The organism is Mangrovibacter yixingensis (assembly GCF_020523985.1).
Classification (GTDB): domain Bacteria; phylum Pseudomonadota; class Gammaproteobacteria; order Enterobacterales; family Enterobacteriaceae; genus Mangrovibacter; species Mangrovibacter yixingensis.
Window position 1 is genome coordinate 172,149 of sequence record NZ_JAIVKM010000005.1, and the last position, 13,776, is coordinate 185,924.

The window sequence follows — 13,776 nt, forward strand, 5'->3', positions numbered from 1 at the left end:
GAATACAAAAAAATGAACCCGAATCAACCCGGTTGTATCTAGCCAGGCTGCTTTGTGGGTTCAATCATACACGGGAAGCATCAGGCTTCCCATGTTTTGTTATTTCTCAACTTGCTGTACGTCAATACGCCGGCTTTCGTCCAGTACCGAAGCTCTGGCACGAATTTTCGCTTCGAGCTGGTCTATCATATTGTCGTTATCCAGGCGGTCTTTACGTACACCGTCTTCGTAGAAACCACTTTTGCGGCTCCCCCCAGCAACACCCAACGTTGAAGCCAGTGCTTCTCCTGGCCCATTGACCACACAACCAATAATAGAAACATCCATCGGTGTGATGATGTCTTCCAGACGTTGTTCCAGCGCATTCACAGTGCCGATAACATCAAACTCCTGGCGTGAACAGGTTGGGCAGGCAATGAAGTTGATCCCACGCGAGCGAATACGCAAAGATTTCAGTATATCGAAGCCGACTTTGATCTCTTCGACGGGATCCGCTGCCAGTGAAACGCGCAACGTATCGCCGATCCCTTCTGACAGTAGCAGACCGAGCCCAATAGCGGATTTTACAGCGCCACTTCTTGCGCCGCCCGCCTCAGTTATTCCAAGGTGCAGAGGCTGATCAATCGCTTTTGCCAACAAGCGATAAGCTTCAACCGCCAGGAAAACATCAGAGGCTTTCACGCTGACTTTGAACTGATCAAAATTGAGCCTGTCCAGATAATCAACGTGGCGCATTGCGGATTCAAGCAGCGCTTGCGGTGTTGGTTCGCCGTATTTTTCCTGCAGATCTTTTTCAAGGGATCCGGCATTCACACCAATACGAATCGGAATGTTTTTATCTTTCGCACAGTCTACTACCTGGCGAATACGCTCTTCATTGCCAATATTTCCGGGGTTAATGCGCAAGCAATCCACACCATATTCGGCAACTTTAAGCGCAATGCGGTAATCGAAATGAATATCAGCAACCAGAGGAACGGTAACCTGTTGCTTGATGAGCCGGAAGGCTTCTGCGGCATCCATGGTGGGAACAGATACACGGACAATATCCGCACCAACTCGCTCCAGCGCCTTAATTTGCTGCACTGTGGCGTCAACATCTGTGGTGCGGGTATTTGTCATGGACTGAACGGCGATGGGCGCACCATCGCCGATTGGCACATTCCCTACGTAAATCCGTTTAGATTTACGGCGTTGAATGGGCGCTTCGTTATGCATAAAAATCTCCGAAAACGCGTCGTTACTGCACCTGAGTAGCAGAAGGCTCTGCATTTAGCGTCAGGCGGGCAACCTGGTTGGACCGGGCATAGCGGCTCATATCAACGGGTTTACCCTGGAACTGAATAGTGACTGCACGAGGTGCACCAATTTTCAGTTTATATGGCGCCTGGCCTGTCAGGTTTAAGGTACTGTCTTTGTGTTGCAGGCCGCTGAACAATTTTTTGCCCGTAGAATCGGACACTTCCAGCCAGCAGTCAGCAGAGAAATTCATCACCAAATCACCACTGGCAGCAGGAGCAGTGGTTGCCTGTTCTGCCGGTAATGACCCAGAGTCCTGAGTGGTTGCGGCAGGTGCAGTATTGGTTAAGGAATCGGTGTTCGCCTGACCCGGAGAAACCACTGCAGCCGAATTATCGGCCGGTGCAGCACTGTTATCTGCTGTTGGAGCTGGCGTATTCGCCTGCGCCGAATCGGTGGCACCGTTATCAGAAGGGGCCGGGTTATCCTGCACGGCAGCGGTGTTGTCATCACTACCCGTATTATTCAAAGGCACAAGCTGGCCATTATCCGCAGGGGCCGCCGACTGGTCCGCCATTGAATTGATTTCTGCCTGCTGCACCTTGTGGTTTTGCCACCACCAGGCGCCAGTCAGACCAATAACAACCAGTAATACCAGCCAGGTAAAGCCCATCAGCCAGCCATCACGTTTTTTACGACTCTTCCCGATGGAATAGCCTTTCATTGGCTGAACTTTAGCAGTTCTGATGGGGGCTTGTTTTGCCAGAGCAGGCAAGAGCTCTTCTTCCGGAACATGGACAAGACGTGCATAAGAACGGATGTAACCACGAAGAAAAGTCGCAGCTAAATCCGAAGGTGCGTTGTCTGCCTCGATATCCCGGACCGTGGAGACTTTCAAACACAGGCGTTCAGCCACTATCTGTTGGCTGAGCCCAAGTTGCTCACGTGCGGCCCGGAGGCGTTCGCCCGTGGTTTGTGCGATATTTTGTTCGTGAGTGGCTTCAGTATTCATTAGCTACAACTGCTGGTACTGTTTGAATGAAAAAATTGGCTCCGGCCTGCCCTGTCACCAATAGCGACATCACGGACCCGCGCCGCGAAATTACCCATTGCGAAGTGTTAAACCTCGCCCGCCCGAAACACCCAGCATACCCAGAGCCAGCTAACTTTCTGGCAAATTACAACGATTATGGACATATGCCCATACTCTTACCTGGATACTTTCTCACCAAATAACGCCTGCCTGGTGAGCTACGCGGCTAAACTGTTGTTGTGCCGCTACATACTGCCTCAAAGTGCAAAAAAACGCACCGTAATTATTGCGCCTGCAGACACTTTCGTTGTCACAATTGATGACACCTCACAAGCACGGGGCGAAAACCTGAATATTCAGGCTTCGCCCACAGCTCTGCTGCCTGTCAGACACTTTTCACTGCAATCGGTTCACCCTGCATACGTTTACGCATTGTACGCTTGGTTCGGTCAATAACATCACCGGCTAACTGACCACAGGCAGCATCAATATCATCACCACGTGTTTTACGCACAATGGTGGTAAAGCCATACTCCATCAGCACTTTGGAAAAGCGGTCGATTCGGCTGTTGGAACTACGGCCATAAGGTGCTCCCGGGAACGGGTTCCAGGGAATAAGGTTAATTTTACATGGCGTATCTTTCAAACATTCCGCCAATTGATGTGCATGTTCAGTGCCGTCATTCACATGATCGAGCATGACATATTCAATCGTGACGCGCCCCTGGTTGGCATTTGATTTTTCCAGATAACGGCGCACACCAGCGAGAAATGTCTCAATATTGTATTTTTTGTTAATCGGGACGATTTCGTCACGGATCTCATCTGTTGGTGCATGCAGTGATATAGCCAAAGCAACATCAATCATGTCACCCAGTTTATCCAGTGCAGGAACCACACCAGATGTAGATAACGTTACCCGGCGTTTGGATAACCCAAAACCGAAGTCATCCAGCATGATTTCCATAGCCGGAACAACGTTTGTCAGGTTGAGCAGTGGCTCACCCATCCCCATCATTACCACGTTGGTAATTGGGCGCTGGCCAGTAACTTTCGCCGCACCAATAATTTTCGCGGCACGCCACACCTGCCCGATAATTTCAGACACCCGTAAATTACGGTTAAAACCTTGCTGAGCAGTAGAGCAGAATTTACACTCCAACGCGCACCCTACCTGTGAGGAAACACACAGTGTGGCCCGGTCATCTTCTGGGATATAAACGGTTTCAACGCGCTGGCTGCCAACCTGAATCGCCCATTTAATGGTGCCATCAGAAGAGCGTTGTTCTTCCGCCACTTCCGGTGCACGAATTTCAGCGACAGCCTTAAGCCGCCCACGCAGCACTTTGTTGATATCAGTCATTTCGTCAAAATCATCACAGCAATAGTGATAAATCCACTTCATGACTTGATCAGCGCGAAACGGTTTTTCTCCCATTTCGCTGAAAAAAGCGCGCATTTGTTGACGGTTGAGATCCAGCAGGTTGATTTTGCCTGCATTCGAATTTGACGAGTCAGAAGTAACGACGGACTCAGGTGCGGTAATCTGTTGTGACATAAAGTTTTCCGGCCTCGTTGTTACACGTTATGGCCCCAGGTAAATGAGTAAATAGATACGCCCCGGGTGAGCAGGCTCGCTCATCCGGGGCGCAGCATTGTACAAATTCTCTGTCAGTGATGCTACGCCTTAACGCATCACAGCACAAATAAAGGCAGTTATTAGCGGGTGCGCGGGCACACTTCGCCTTCAGCAAAGAAGAAAGCGATTTCACGGGCTGCAGACTCGACAGAATCAGAACCGTGAGTACCGTTTTCAGTCAGGCTGTCTGCATAATCAGCGCGCAGCGTTCCTGCCAGTGCATTGGCCGGGTTAGTGGCACCCAGGATTTCACGGTGACGGCGTACTGCGTCTTCACCTTCCAGTGCAGAAACAACGATAGGGCCAGAAGTCATAAACTCAACCAGACCATCAAAGAACGGCTTACCATCATGCTCAGCATAGAAACCGCGAGCCTGCTCCTGAGTCAAATGCACCATTTTAGTGGCAACAATTTTCAGCCCAGCGGTTTCAAAACGCGCAAAAATACCGCCAATAACATTCTTCGCAACAGCGTTTGGTTTGATGATAGAAAAAGTACGTTCAATTGCCATGATTACCTCTGTTTGTTCTCTAAAAATGCCAGGGGAACCCGGCGACAAAGTGGCGCAGATTATAATGAGCTGCTACCGCCTTGCCTATGGATAAAGGTAACATTTTTTTAAAAAAAGCCATGTTTTAGCAACAAACCCATAAAAAATGATGACTTTACGATTTATCTTGGCAGCAAAGTAAAGCGTGCCGCAGCAATTTGCCCACTACCATCCATCACTAACACTTGGTATTCCCCTGAATGCATCAAGGACAACGTCACATGATTACCCGATTGTGGCAGAGCATCACCATTCAAAAACCACCATTGATCATGCCCACCACCCTGCGTGGAAAGTGGCATATTCAATACCGTCTGCCCGGCAGGTGGTTTCACCATAGCGCCATCACGCACACCGAGCAATAATAGTGGGCTGAGGTTTGTCTGCATCACAGGTGGGCACTGGGTGGATACACCGGGTAAACGCATGTCACGCCGCTCCTGTGCTGGTAGCCAGGGCTCCAGTGGTAACGGCCACAGCAGCAATGTTGCCGGATGTGCATTTTTGCAATCAGCACCGACACGCAACCCTTTGGAGTTCAGCCACAGGCGCTGCACTATACCCGAAGGGCCTTCCTGCCCCGGAGCCAATAACGTAGGGGGCTGGCTGTCATTCAATAGCCAGGTAAACACCCGTCGGCGACAATTGCTGTCGCCTTCAGGCAGGCTCTGGCCACCTGGCCAACAAATCGTACCGGATGTCACACTGCCAGGTCTTGGGTCTGCTGGCTCACGGTTTTGTGCCAGGCCAGTGTTTGCTCTGAGTAGCGTGTTAACCTGGTTCATCACCGGTACTGCACTGGCAAAACCATACTGCCCGGCAACCGGTGTCGCATCTGGCCGCCCGGTCCAGACGCCAATCAGGTAACGGGGCGAAACACCAATTGCCCAGGCATCGCGGTAACCATAACTGGTGCCCGTTTTCCAGGCAAAAGGCGCAACAGCGGGGAGTGCGCCATCCGGCAACGGTTGTTCTTCACCCCCCAAAATACGGCGAATTATCCAGGCTGAACCTGGTGACAGTAACCGCCGCTCAACCAGCGGCTGTTGTGGTTGCAGGCGTAAGCGGGCCACTTTTCCTTCGCGAGCAAACGCACTGTAAGCAGAGACCAGTTCGTCCAGCCGGGTTCCCGCCCCACCCAAAATTAATGACAAATTGGGTTCCGCCGCGGCAGGCAGGCGCAGGTTTAACCCTATGTTACGCAAATGACCGGCGAAATTTTTCGGCCCCAGTGCATCCAGAACCTGCACTGCGGGCAGGTTAAGCGAGCGCACCAGCGCTTCACTCATACTTACCGGCCCATTAAAATCGCTGTCAAAATTCCCTGGGCGATAATCACCAAAGCGCCGCGGCACATCCTGAAGTAATGAACCTGGGTGTATTAACCCTTCATCCAGCGCCAGGCCATACAGAAAAGGTTTCAGCAATGAGCCAGGGGATCTGACAGCCCGAACCATATCAACATGGCCAAACCGGCTGTCATCATTTAAATCGACCGAACCCACCCAGCCACGCACCTTCATGGTCTGGTGGTCAACGACCAGAATCGCCAGCGATGTTTTCGGTGGCAGGCGGTGTTTCCAGTTGAGGGCCAAAGTTTCCAACTGGCTCTGCAAGGTGGCATCGATCGTGGTGACAATCCGTTGGTGGTTATCTTGAGTCAGCAGGTAACGTGCCAGTAAAGGTGCCAGTTGCGGGCTTTGCCGGGGAGCAAGCCATACGGGTTCTTGCATGGCTTCGCGCACGCGTTTAGCAGACCAGATATGCTCTTCCAGCATCCGGGCCAGCACTTTATCGCGTGCTTTTTGCGCTCTCTCAGACCAGCGGTCCGGGCGCAACCGGCTTGGAGCCTGCGGCAGTACAGCCAGTAACGCAGCTTCCGCATCTGTAAGGTGCTTAGGCGATTTGCCAAGATAGGCCCAACTGGCCGCCCCCACCCCTTCCAGCGTGCCACCAAAAGGTGCACGGTTAAGGTAAAGCGTCAGAATTTGCTGTTTGGAAAGATGCCATTCCAGTTGCAACGCCCGGGCGGTTTGAATCAACTTACCCGTGATTGTACGGGGTTGTGGGTCTATCAGGCGCGCCACTTGCATGGTCAGCGTGCTTCCCCCTGACACCACTTCACCATTGCGGACCCACTGCCAGGCTGCGCGAACCAGGCTAAGTGGGTTCACACCGGGATGATGCCAGAACCAGCGGTCTTCATAATTAATTAACGCTTCCAGGTAACGCGGGGAAACTTCCTCGGGCTTAACCGGATAACGCCAGACTCCGTTCTCATCCGCAAAGCGCCACAGTGGCGTTCCGTCTTCTGTCACCACAATACGGGCTGGGTGAACACTGTGTAATGGCAAAGGGTAAAGCCTGTCCGCAAGCAACAAGCCAGCAATCAACAAGAAAAAGGCGGCCAGGCAGCCGCCCCACAGTTTCCAGCAAATTTTATATTTCCCCTGTCGCATTAATCAGGGTACCACATGTAACAAGCCCATCGCGTTTCCTGTGCTGCGCCACTGTGGCACATACATAGATTCAACCTGAGGTACGGGCACCTGGTAAACTCCCGGCGTTACCGCACGGGCAAGATAGACCAGTGTTGAATGTTGCCCTTCATTAAGCGTCATTGCCGCAACAAAACGGTCATCACGAAACTCAATATGCTGAATATCTTCCTGTTGCATCTGGTTAATCAGGTTTTGCACCTCTGAACCATTCTCACTGAGCGAGGCCGAGCTACTTGCCAGGTTCTGGTTTTCCAGCTCCAGTCCGGCGGGGAGTAAATCAACCACCAGGGCGTCAGGAACACGTTTATCAGCCCAGACATCAAGCCATACCAGCACTAATTCACCACTGTGCAGGTTACTGAGTGATCGTGTGTTGCCCTCAGTATCCAGGTAATGGCGCTCAATGTGCACCACATTGCTGTAAGGTGCAGGCGACTGTTCAGGGTAGCCGGTACTATCCATACGCACCCACAAAGGGCCCGTTCCCGTATTGGTGAGACTCAGGGCAGATTGCTGCTCTGCAGACAGCACAGAAACCTGGTCAGCTTTACCCGACAGGGTATCTCCGTTCTGGTTTTGCACCTGCCATTCAGCCCCTTGCTGTGCGGTATTATGGGCCGCCAGGAACAGTGCATTATTTTCCTGGGTAGACAACCAGGCTTCGCCCCATACAGCCTGGGAAAGCGCCGCCAGCAAGGCAGGCTGCTGGTTTTGCAGCAGGTTATTTTCTTCCAGCAGGCTTAATACCAGGGCTTCATCGCGTACCGGGCTGCCGTAATCACCTAACCAGGCGTGCGCCTTACGGGGCATCGCTATACCGCTTAACAGTGCTTGCTTGCCCCGTTCTGTATCCCCCATGCGTTTGAGCGCAATACCCAACTGCACCAGTGACAAGCCGGATGGTGCTACGGCATGTCTTTCCCACAGAGTACGCAATGCGCCCAGCGGCGCTTTTTGCTGGCGGGACAACACCAGAGCCGCATAGCTTTGCACCACGAAACGGCTGGCTGCCGGGTTCCCGCTATAGCGCACACTAATCATGCCGGGGTCTTGCAAGTAACGTAATAACCGGTTGTTGGCTTTCTCCAGTGCGGCGACTGGCACACTGTAGCCTTGTTCACTGGCGCGAATCAGGAAATCAGTGGCGTACGCGGTCAGCCAGTATTCTTCTGCACTGTCTTTACTCCACAAGCCAAAACCGCCATTTTCGAGCTGCATTTCGAGCAAATGCGCAATACCGCTTTCTACTGCTTCCCGGCGTTTTTCATCACTTGACGTTTTTATTCCCAAAGCCTGTAACTGTGCCCGGTTGGTATAAAGCGACGGGAACAACCCACTGGTGGTTTGTTCAAGGCAACCATAAGGCCAGGCATACAGTTCGCTAATATAACGGGCCAGATTCAATGGCGGACGTCCACTTATCAGCAATTTACCTTCCAGTGTTGATGCAGATAAACCATCCAACCACCCGGCAGGCAAGTGCCACTGTTCACCGGGCATCAACTGAGTGCCTGCACTGATAGTTTGTGCAGGGAAAGCCGGGCGTACCCCAATTTTCCACTGTTTGGTCAGCGGACTAAATGTTTCCCCTGGCAGGGAAATGCCGTTAATTGTCACATTCAGCACACCATCGCCATAGCCTTGCCCCGCCTGAACAGGAATAGACAGCGAAGTACGTTGCTGAGGAGCCAGAGCCACACTTTGTGTATTACCGGCATCAAGGCTGAGCAACCCACTGGCAGCCATATTGATAGCTAAATGCTGTGGTTTATCCGTCAGGTTAGAGAGATCAAGCACCAGGCGGGAGTGATCGCCACCAGCCAGAAAGCGCGGTGTACTGAGTTCCGCTACCAGCGGTGCGGCAACAACCACTTTGCTTTCACTGCTGCCAAAGCGGTCTGCTGACCATACCTGAGCCATCAGGCGCAGTTCCCCATTAAAATCGCCAATAGGTAATGTGACTGTTCCTTCCCCTTGCGCATTCAGCACTACAGGTTGAGCTTGCAGGGCAATAATATTGACATGATTGACGGGCGGCTTACCGCCACGTTTCAGGTCGTCACCATCGCCACCAAACTTCAGTGCCGCCATACGGCCCTGGCCTTCAATCACATTGCCGTAGATATCATAAATATCAGCGCCATACCGCTTGCGGCCGAGGAACGCTTGCCACGGGTCTGGCGTAACATAATCCGTGATATTCAGCACACCGCTGTCTACAGCAGAGAGTAAAACGTAAACTTTGCCAGGCAGCGCGCCATCGGCTGCTTTGGCCTGAACCTTCACAGTAAGTGGCTGGTTAGGGCGCATTTTAACCGGTGCCTGCAGCGCTACATCCAGACGACGGCTTTGGTCACCTAATGGCAGGTGAAGCAGGCCAACAGCACGTTTCGGGGTAAGCGCCTGTGTTTTGTCACCAGGGCGAACAACCAGAGCACTGAGGTAGAGGTCGTGACGATGCCAGGTTTTGTCGACCGGAATACTCAGGTCCATGCCATCAGCGGGAACATCGATAGCCTGCCACCATAATGGGCCATCACTGGATTCCACCATGATATATCCCTTCCCGGCTTGTGGTGCTGCCAGATGCAACTGAATAGTGTCGCCCGGTTGATAGGAGGGTTTATCGATTTTCATCGTCACGCGGTCCGGGCGCTGGGCACCGGTGCCGTCACTGTTGTCCTGCCAACTGTAACCGGCCCAGAAGCGTACACTACTGAGGTTCCCCTGCGGGTCTTTTACTTCAAGGCGGTAAGATCCCCAGCTTACCGGGAAACTCACTTTGCCGGTTTCACCAGCAGCAAGGTTCAGGGTTTGCTCCCCTTCGACCAGGTCTTTCTGATCGTAGCGCGATGTCCATCCATCATCTTCAGACCAGTTCCAGTAATAATCGCGCCGTTCCCGAATGAGCCGTGCCGTAAGCCCATTCACTGCCACGCGTGTGCCATCCGGGCGAGCATAAACAATATCGAACCCGGCCTGGCTGTTTTCGTCAACCACCGCCTGGCTGGATTCACTCCCCGTGCGGTAATCGTAAGTGCTTTTTTTAGCGAACTGCGGGCGAATACCCGGTAACACTTCTGCTGGCCAAACAGCCTGTTCAAGCTGGCGCGTTACCGGGCGGCCTCCTGATTCCAGCAAACTTGCCTGGAAAATCACTTTTACTGGTGAAGTGGTATCACTCCACTGGCTGGCTTCAGAAATATCCACCCGGCCAGTGTTATCCAGTGTGGTCTGGACTTCATCAAGGCTGCGGCTAAGGTTTGCTTCACTGATGTTGCCAAACTCAAACCCCGGCAATGTGGGTACTGCATCCCGTAATGGGCGCAAGAAAAGTTTCCCCTGCAGGGTGTTGCCAGAAGCCGGAGCACCATACAAATAGCGCCCCTGAACACGGAATACAGCGTCTGCGCCCGGAGACAAGGGTTCTGGCTGAACATCAACGTGCAGCGCCATGCGTTCAGGCATAAAGTCTTCAACCTGGAAATCCCAGCTTCGCGCCTGGTTATCGCCCACATTGGCACGCAGATGCCACTGGCCGGTTAGTGCATTTTTATCCAGGGTGACACGGTACTGGTATAAGCCGTTTTGCGGCTGTAAAACCGTGGTACGTGCTACCTGCCCGTCTGGGCGAACCACGTCCAGTTTTACCGGCTGGTCCGCCACAGGTTTACCATCGCTGTCACGCAGTAAACCATTGATGACAACAGTCTCTCCAGGGCGGTAAAGGTCCCGTGGGCCAAACATGAAAAACTGTTTGCTGTAACCTGGCTTGCCACCAATATCGAATTCAGCCAGGTCCAGTGCTGGCTGGCTCAAATCCAGCATTGTGGTTTGCCCATCATGTTTTGCCAGCAACAGTGCCGCACCCTTAGGGGTTTTCAGGCTGGCATGGCCCTGGTTGTCCGTTGTGGCATTCGCCAGCACCTGGCCTTTCTCGTTGAGTAACTGAATATCAACGGATTCCTGCCCGCTACCGTTTTCCAGGCTTTGCGTGAAAATATCCATTTGCTGGTGGTAACGGTGCAGTGACAGGCCGATATCACTCAAGGTAAATAACGTTGCCGGATTACTGTAGTTGTAATGGCCCGCCTGGTTCATTACTGCAAGGTAAACACCAGGCTGCTGTAGCGGGGTAATATCCCCAAGCGGTAGCAATAATTTTTCACGAGTATTGGCTGCCGGGTTGAGTTCAAACCGCCCGGTATACACAAGGTCTGCCATTTTCAGCAGGGTGTCTGATTCCCAGTTACTCAGGCTGTTGCGGTATTCCCACTGGCTGATAAACGCCGCCAAAGACTCGGGTTTGACCCGGTAAAAATTGACGTCAACCTGGCTGATATTAAGCGCCATGACTGGCAGGCCTTTCACCACTTTTGTTGGGAGCAGTGAGCCACGGCTGGCAAAACCCACTACTGGCTCAATATCACGCGTAGTCAGCGAGGATTGCCATTTTTTCCCAAATGCCTGGCCATTAATATCTTTAAGCCCTGGGTCGAGAGTAATCGTTAATTCACGGCGGGGTTCAAGGTGGCGCAGGCGTAATTCCGTTAAGTTGTCCGATAACTCCCAGGCACCGTCCACTTTCCCTTTTTCTTTATCCACGACATGTGCAACGCGGGAGAAATCTTGATCAGGATCGAGGGGAACTGAGAATGTCAGAGCCAGTGTGCTGGCACCGTCGAGCTGAATTTCAGAGGAATCCTGGAGTGTAAACGGCTTCCCGGCACTCGCTTTTGCCAGTTTTTCCCGTTGTGCGGCATCCGTTTTTTGTTCTTGAGGGGCAGAAGCTTGTGACTGAGGTGCCGAGCCTGACGCTGGCGTTGTATTATCATCGCAGCCACTCAGTGCGCTGAGGGCGCAGAATAAGGCTGCCACACAAATATAGCGGGCAAATTTCATGGCGGTATCCCTGGCCGAAAAGACCGATAAAAAGATAAACCAGTATTATGCTAAAGATTCGTTTTTTGCCATATCCCTGGATTCGGTATGTTAGCCGGGTCGATGTCCTGCGTGTGTTAGTTGTAATTAAACACGTAAACGCCGAGAATTAACCGATAAATGATTAAAGGAGGCCAACATGAGTACTGCTTTTTTTGTCACCCCTGAGTGGCTTCTTGAGCACCTGGACGACCCGGAAGTTCAAATTATTGATGCCCGCATGGCTACAGTAGGCGATGAACAGCGGGATATGCAGCAAGAGTACCTGGAAGGCCATCTTCCTGAAGCGCCTTTTTTTGATATTGAGGCATTATCTGACCACAGCAGCCCGTTACCTCACACTATGCCGCGCCCGGAAACTTTTGCAGTCGCGATGCGTGAGCGGGGTATTCATCAAGATAAGCACCTGGTTGTGTATGATGAAGGCAACCTCTATTCTGCCCCACGCGCATGGTGGATGCTGCGCGCATTTGGCGTGGAAACCGTTTCAATTTTATCCGGTGGCCTGGCTGCATGGCGCAAACTAAATTTGCCACTGGAAACAGGTGTCCCTTCTCTTCCAGAAAGCGATTTTAACGTCCATTTCGACCCACTAGTAATGAAAAACGTCACAGATGTGTTGCTGGTTAGCCATGAAGGTACTGCCCAGATTGTTGATGCACGGCCAGCAGCGCGTTTCAATGCGCAAGTGGATGAACCCCGCGCTGGTTTGCGCCGTGGGCATATACCGGGCTCGTTAAATGTGCCCTGGGCAACCCTGGTTGAGGGCGGTACATTAAAAGCACCGGAAGAGCTAGCCACTATCTTCACCAAGGCAGGAGTGGATTTCGACAAACCGGTTATTGCCAGTTGTGGCTCTGGTGTTACTGCTGCGGTGATTGTGCTGGCACTCACTTCACTGGATGTGAACGGCGTATCGCTGTATGACGGTTCATGGAGTGAATGGGGAAGCCGGACTGATTTACCTGTTGAACCCTGAGAGAATTAATTACCCCGGCAAGTCTCCCCCTGCCGGGGTAATTTTACAGAATGCGCTGTGTCTTTAAATCACGCAGAAAACTTCCCCAACGCCGTTCATAAAAGGGCGTCAAGTGTGCCAGCATAAAGTGGCTGATTCCTGCTTCGCCTTCTGCGACCAGGCAAATGTCTACCGGTTCATCGCCCGTTAGTATATCTGCAGCCACATTCCCGGTTTCATAGATAAGAGGTTCAATATCCCCTTCGGCTTCAATACCAATCAGGTAATTACCCGCCTCTTCAGGTGACTCTTTTAGCGTGCACACAAACGCGCGTTTTACCCGATTGTGGTTCTTAAATAACGTAGTCAGTGACTCAACTAATTGTGCCGGTGGGTTTTCCACAGCAGAGAGTTGCAACTGGCTGCCACCTTCCAGCACTGTGTGCTCTGCCAGTGGCGAGCCTTGCTCACTCAACAAGTGGCGGATTTCACCGGGCAGGAACTCTTTCCCGGTTGGTAACCGGGCATTAAGAAACAGCGTTTCCCCCAGAGTCATCTCAAACAGCACTCTGGCAGGCATAACAATGAACGCCTGCTCGTGCTCTACTACCTGTTCGAGTGCCTGCACAGAAGTAAAAAATGGAATCACGGATGTGCCGTCTTCTTTTTCCCAGTGCTGCAGGTCAACGACAGAATCTGCCGTAATTGCTGCATCACCAGGTGAAGAACCCGGCACCCAAACACTGGCATCGAGTAATTCACGGAAAAATGCCGGGCGCCATGCTGGTTCAGTCGCAGCCTGTTCCAGCAATGTTTCCAGTTTATTTTGAGAGATAGGTTGAGGTTGGTTATCGGCCATCGTGCTTTTCATCAAGTACAGGTAAGAAAAGAGCCTGAGGGATTACCTTCAGGCT

9 protein-coding genes are annotated in these 13,776 nt (G+C 52.2%); 2 read left to right on the forward strand and 7 right to left on the reverse strand.

Annotated elements, in window-relative coordinates:
• Positions 1-99 precede the first annotated feature (99 nt).
• On the reverse strand, positions 100-1,218 hold the full coding sequence (gene ispG, locus LC084_RS16795) for a flavodoxin-dependent (E)-4-hydroxy-3-methylbut-2-enyl-diphosphate synthase (protein WP_226572319.1): 1,119 nt from the start codon (positions 1,216-1,218) through the stop codon (positions 100-102).
• Between the two features lie 22 nt (positions 1,219-1,240).
• A complete protein-coding gene (gene rodZ, locus LC084_RS16800) occupies positions 1,241-2,251 on the reverse strand; it encodes a cytoskeleton protein RodZ (protein WP_226572320.1) in 1,011 nt (336 codons plus the stop codon).
• Between the two features lie 26 nt (positions 2,252-2,277).
• Between rodZ and LC084_RS16805 the strand changes: the two genes are divergently transcribed.
• Positions 2,278-2,475 carry a hypothetical protein gene (locus tag LC084_RS16805; protein WP_226572321.1) on the forward strand — a complete coding sequence of 66 codons (198 nt, stop codon included), beginning with the start codon at positions 2,278-2,280 and terminating at the stop codon, positions 2,473-2,475.
• A 182-nt stretch (positions 2,476-2,657) separates the two neighbouring features.
• On the opposite strand, the gene LC084_RS16810 is transcribed toward LC084_RS16805, so the two are convergent.
• The 4 genes from LC084_RS16810 to LC084_RS16825 form a co-directional block, all read right to left on the reverse strand.
• The gene (locus tag LC084_RS16810; protein WP_226572322.1) at positions 2,658-3,830 is read right to left on the reverse strand and encodes a bifunctional tRNA (adenosine(37)-C2)-methyltransferase TrmG/ribosomal RNA large subunit methyltransferase RlmN; all 1,173 of its coding nucleotides are present in this window, start codon (positions 3,828-3,830) and stop codon (positions 2,658-2,660) included.
• Between the two features lie 161 nt (positions 3,831-3,991).
• Positions 3,992-4,423, reverse strand: coding sequence for a nucleoside-diphosphate kinase (gene ndk, locus LC084_RS16815; RefSeq protein ID WP_226572323.1), 432 nt, complete (start codon positions 4,421-4,423; stop codon positions 3,992-3,994).
• A 161-nt stretch (positions 4,424-4,584) separates the two neighbouring features.
• Positions 4,585-6,921, reverse strand: a complete 2,337-nt coding sequence (gene pbpC / locus LC084_RS16820) for a peptidoglycan glycosyltransferase PbpC (RefSeq protein ID WP_226572324.1) — start codon at positions 6,919-6,921, stop codon at positions 4,585-4,587.
• 3 nt (positions 6,922-6,924) lie between these two features.
• On the reverse strand, positions 6,925-11,865 hold the full coding sequence (locus tag LC084_RS16825; protein ID WP_226572325.1) for an alpha-2-macroglobulin family protein: 4,941 nt from the start codon (positions 11,863-11,865) through the stop codon (positions 6,925-6,927).
• 178 nt (positions 11,866-12,043) lie between these two features.
• On the opposite strand from LC084_RS16825, the gene sseA reads away from it, so the two are divergent.
• Positions 12,044-12,883 (forward strand): 3-mercaptopyruvate sulfurtransferase, encoded by an 840-nt coding sequence (sseA, locus tag LC084_RS16830; protein WP_226572326.1) that lies wholly within the window; start codon positions 12,044-12,046, stop codon positions 12,881-12,883.
• A 43-nt stretch (positions 12,884-12,926) separates the two neighbouring features.
• On the opposite strand, the gene sseB is transcribed toward sseA, so the two are convergent.
• A complete protein-coding gene (gene sseB, locus LC084_RS16835) occupies positions 12,927-13,721 on the reverse strand; it encodes an enhanced serine sensitivity protein SseB (RefSeq protein ID WP_226572327.1) in 795 nt (264 codons plus the stop codon).
• Positions 13,722-13,776 lie beyond the last annotated feature (55 nt).